This window comes from Macellibacteroides sp. (assembly GCF_050251695.1).
Taxonomy (GTDB): Bacteria; Bacteroidota; Bacteroidia; order Bacteroidales; family Tannerellaceae; genus Macellibacteroides; species Macellibacteroides fermentans.
In genome coordinates this window covers 1-4555 of sequence record NZ_JBFWMI010000056.1, presented here as the reverse complement: position 1 = coordinate 4555, position 4555 = coordinate 1, and the positions used below count along the sequence as shown (strand labels likewise).

General features: G+C 40.4%; 4 protein-coding genes. 1 reads left to right on the top strand and 3 read right to left on the bottom strand.

What is annotated here, in order from left to right; genetic code table 11:
• Nucleotides 1–201 precede the first annotated feature (201 nt).
• A complete protein-coding gene (locus AB7E53_RS09510) occupies nt 202–996 on the bottom strand; it encodes a 3-keto-disaccharide hydrolase (protein WP_079683503.1) in 795 nt (264 codons plus the stop codon).
• A 135-nt stretch (nt 997–1131) separates the two neighbouring features.
• Nucleotides 1132–1584, bottom strand: coding sequence for a preQ(1) synthase (queF, locus tag AB7E53_RS09505; protein WP_079683504.1), 453 nt, complete (start codon nt 1582–1584; stop codon nt 1132–1134).
• Nucleotides 1585–1780: 196 nt separating this feature from the next.
• Here queF and AB7E53_RS09500 point away from each other — a divergent pair, with 196 nt between their 5' ends.
• Complete coding sequence (locus tag AB7E53_RS09500; RefSeq protein WP_446775362.1) at nt 1781–3799, top strand: beta-L-arabinofuranosidase domain-containing protein; 2019 nt, start codon at nt 1781–1783, stop codon at nt 3797–3799.
• Between the two features lie 69 nt (nt 3800–3868).
• Here AB7E53_RS09500 and AB7E53_RS09495 read toward each other — a convergent pair whose 3' ends face one another.
• Nucleotides 3869–4393 carry a hypothetical protein gene (locus AB7E53_RS09495; protein ID WP_079683506.1) on the bottom strand — a complete coding sequence of 175 codons (525 nt, stop codon included), beginning with the start codon at nt 4391–4393 and terminating at the stop codon, nt 3869–3871.
• Nucleotides 4394–4555 lie beyond the last annotated feature (162 nt).

Sequence of the window (4555 nt, the reverse complement as noted above, 5' to 3'; positions counted from 1 at the left end):
GGAATACGCGTATCCAGATGTCTATACGTATTATCGAATCGAACGAAAAGCATCTGGCCTATACTTCCACCGAAAAATATGATTTGTTATTACGCACAAATCCTGTTCTTACCAAATTAAAAGAAGAGTTCAATCTTATTCTGGATTAGTAAATCAGATATATAATAAGGGCTGCATCCGTTAAAGATGCAGCCCTTATTCTTATAATTTACGTAACCAAACGTTACGGAAGCTGATTGGTTCGCTGGGGTCACCATGTGATTGAAGTATGATCGGACCGGCACCGTGTTTTTTTACCTGTGGAAATCCGATGTATTCGGTAGTACCCAAAATGGTGGTGTTGTTTTGAAGAACAATTCCATTCTGAATTACGGTTACACGTGGTGGTACACGATAGGTACCATCTTCTTTAAAAATGGGAGCAGAATAGATTATATCATACACATTCCACTCTCCCGGTTTACGCATAGCATTTGCCAAAGGAGGAGTCTGCTTGTAAATACTACCTGTTTGTCCGTTTACGTAGGTCTTATTATCGTAGCAGTCTAATACCTGTATTTCGTACATACCCTGCAAAAAGATACCGCTGTTGCCTCGTCCCTGACTCTTCCCAGTGATATTTGCCGGAATCTGCCACTCGATATGAAGCTGAAAGTCGTTAAATTCCTCTTTAGTCTGGATATCGCCAGCTTTTTTGTTTACAGTAAATGCACCGTTGTTTACAATCCATTCAGCAGGTCCGCCTGTTCTTGTGCTTTTCCAGGCAGAAAGGTCTTTGCCGTCAAAAAGGACAATAGCATCCGATGGTGCTGTTAAAAATGCATTGGGAGTTGTTGTTCCGGGGGTAACCACTGCAGGTTGTGGAGTCCAGTACTCAGACATGCCCGGTGTCATCTTTTCTTGTTTTGGAAACTCTTCTTGAGCCTGAAGACTAACACAGGCAGTACACGCCAGTGTTGCCAATACCGCTTTCACGGGAATCATTCTTTTAATCATGGTCTATTAAATTTAAGTTCTTTCGAATTTATTTGACGGCAAATTTACATATTATTTTATTAACGAACTGTTATATCAGCCGGAAAAGTAATATTGAGTTTAAAACTTTTCCGGCTTATATTCTATCTTTGTTTATTAAGAATTGTGCGCAAACAAACGTTTTTCTGCTAATTCTTCAAATTTGGTGCCTTTTCGTCCGTAGTTGCAATAGGGGTGAATGCTGATTCCTCCTCGTGGTGTAAAGATCCCGGTAACTTCAATATACTTGGGGTCCATAAGTTTTATAAGATCTTTCATGATAATGTTAACACAATCTTCGTGAAAATCGCCGTGATTACGGAAACTGAAAAGATATAACTTCAGACTTTTACTTTCAACCATTTTTATATCGGGAATATAATCGATGTAGATCGTGGCAAAGTCGGGCTGACCGGTTATAGGGCACAGGCTGGTGAATTCAGGGCAATTAAAGCGTACCCAGTAATCATTGTCCGGGTGTTTGTTGGTAAATGCTTCCAGCACTTCGGGAGCATAATCGCTTTTATATACAGTTTTGTTTCCTAACAGGCTTAATTCTTTTTCGTCCATGTCTTCTTATATTAATTGGTTTGAAGTCTTGTTTACTCAGTTTGCAAAAGTAAGAACTATCTTTGGTCTGGCAATGGAACGATAATCTGGATTGAAGACACAGTTCTCACATATTTTTACCTGTCCTTTAGGGGATGGATTTCTTTTTTGCGTCTACTATGTATTGGTAAGTAGATTTATTGAATAATTTAACATCATGAAGAAGACATTTCTTTTACTCTCATTAACCTTGTCTATGGCTATTTCTGCAAAAAATCAGACCGTGGAAATGGTTAAAAGACTTCCGGGTGCTTCGTACAATTCGCATTATGTAAGTAACCGATCCCCGTTGCAACCACAACAGTTTATAAAACTTCCTGTAGGAAGCATTCAGCCCGAAGGATGGTTGCTTAAGCAGCTAGAACTTCAGAAAGATGGTTTGAACGGGCATTTAGGAGAAATCAGCGCCTGGCTCCAGAAGGATGACAATGCCTGGCTTAAAACCGGTGGGAAGTGGGGCTGGGAAGAGGTTCCTTATTGGCTGCGTGGCTATGGTAATCTTACTTACCTGATGAAGGATGAAGCAATGTTGAAAGAGACAAAATTCTGGATTGAAGGCATTTTGAAAAGTCAACGTGAAGACGGAAACTTTGGTCCTTTGGTATTAAACAATGGTAAACAGGATTTCTGGCCGAATATGATTGTACTTTGGATAGTTCAGTCTTATTATGAATATAGCAACGACGCTCGTATACTCGATTTTATGACTAAATATTGTCATTATCTGCTTACTGTTTCCGATGATGACTTTCTTTCCAGCTATTGGGAAAATAGTAGGGGAGGAGATAATCTGTGGAGTGTGGTGTGGCTTTATAATCGTACCGGTGACAAGCAATTGCTTTCCCTGGCAGATAAAATTCACCGTAATACAGCCGATTGGACAAAATCTACACAATTGCCAAACTGGCACAATGTGAATGTGGCACAATGCTTCCGCGAACCGGCAACCTACTATTTATTCAAAAAAGATACAGCCTTATTGGAGGCCAGCTATAATGTACAGAGCCTTATACGCAGGGCATTCGGTCAGGTTCCTGGAGGTATGTTTGGAGCCGACGAAAATGCACGCATCGGCTTCTTTGATCCGCGGCAGGGTACAGAAACGTGTGGGTTTGTAGAACAAATGGCTTCAGATCAAATAATGCTTTTGATAAGTGGCGATCCTTATTGGGCAGAAAACTGCGAAGATGTAGCTTTTAACAGCTATCCTGCAGCCATGATGCCCGATTATAAAGCTTTACGTTACATAACAAGTCCCAATCATGTAGTAAGTGACAGCCAGAATCATCATCCGGGAATAGATAACAGTGGACCTTTTCTGGCAATGAACCCCTTCAGCAGCCGCTGTTGTCAGCATAATCACGGATTCGGCTGGCCTTATTATGCCGAACATTTGGTTTTGGCTACACCCGATAACGGATTGGCGGCCGTAATGTATTCGGCTTGTAAAGCTAAAATCAAAGTAGGAAGTAAAGGGACTGAAGTAACCTTGCACGAACAAACCAACTATCCATTCGAGGAGGCTGTGCGGTTTACTTTGTCTACATTCTCGAAGGTTCGTTTTCCTATGTATCTTCGTATTCCGTCCTGGTGTAAGAACGCATCTGTAAAAATCAACGGAAAGCAAGAAGCTGTAACTTTAGTTGCAGGAGAGTATGCACGCATTGAAAGAGAATGGACTAATAAGGATGAGGTTGAATTGATTATACCTATGGATTTAAGCATGCGTCAATGGCAGGCAAATAAAAATAGTGTAAGTGTGAATTGGGGACCTCTAACCTTGTCGTTGAAGATAGAAGAAGAATACAAGCAGCTGGACAGCCGGGCAACAGCCATCGGAGATTCAAAATGGCAGGAAAACGCAGATGCTTCTGCATGGCCAACGTATGAGATTTATCCTAAAACACCATGGAACTACGCTTTGGTAACCAGTCTGCCTATTCAAATAAAGCGTAAAAACTGGCCAGCCGACAATAATCCGTTTACTTTAGGTAACGTTCCGCTGGAGTTTAAAGCTAAAGGGCGGATTGTGCCAGGATGGATTATTGATGAATACGGATTGTGTGGTGTTCTTCCCTACGAAAATGCCCGTAAGAGCGACCGGATCGATGAAATAACCTTGGTGCCGATGGGAGCAGCCCGTTTACGAATATCTGCATTTCCAACCGCAAAGTAGGCTTGATTTAAATTAAATAGATTTGTATTTGTATTACTTCCCTGTTCTGAAAAGAATAGGGAAGTTTTTTTATGGAAGACTGTTGTATGTTTTCCAAGCGTTGGCTTTTTTGAGGTTTCGCTTTTTAGCTCTTGCCGTTTTGGAAAAAATAGATTGCAGCAGATCTTCAGCCGAAAAAGAGAACCCGGCAGGAGTAGCCCTGAGTTCTTCCGACTTATTACTAACTTTAAAAGCTCTTATTTCTTTTTCAGGAAGATAATTGAATGTGAGTTCATGGAATACTCTGGGAGGAATTTTTATAGAATCGGAGGCTTCCATAGGTATTCCGGCAACCGGTTTGAGTCCGAAATCTTTTGTAATAGGGATCTTCGACACGAAAGGCCTGGGTTTATTAGCCTGTTTAGGTCCGTCAAAATTAATCAACGTTCCCGATTTAATAGCCCTCATGGTTGCTTCATTCAATTTGATCTTTTGTTTTTCCGGTTGATACTCGTTTATTATAAGCGTGTCTTTCTCTGCCTCTGCAAACTGTCCATATATTGGTCCCAGGTTTATCAGACAAAATGAAACTGATACAATAATTCGGCTGCACATAAAAGAGTCTGGTTTGTTTTATGATAGTCAACGACAAATGTATAAGATTTTCAATTGTAATTGTTAATTTGACTTTTTAATTAGTTGTATTTAATAGTTTTTGCAGTTTGTTGTCAATTAGCCCTGTTTATGGGTATGTAACGTTAATTTTTATGTATCCTT

Bases quoted from the DNA above. Each gene is read 5' to 3' on its own strand.
- AB7E53_RS09495 (WP_079683506.1), bottom strand. From the start codon at position 4,393: ATGTGCAGCCGAATTATTGTATCAGTTTCATTTTGTCTGATAAACCTG.
- AB7E53_RS09510 (WP_079683503.1), bottom strand. From the start codon at position 996: ATGATTAAAAGAATGATTCCCGTGAAAGCGGTATTGGCAACACTGGCG.
- queF (WP_079683504.1), bottom strand. From the start codon at position 1,584: ATGGACGAAAAAGAATTAAGCCTGTTAGGAAACAAAACTGTATATAAA.
- AB7E53_RS09500 (WP_446775362.1), top strand. From the start codon at position 1,781: ATGAAGAAGACATTTCTTTTACTCTCATTAACCTTGTCTATGGCTATT.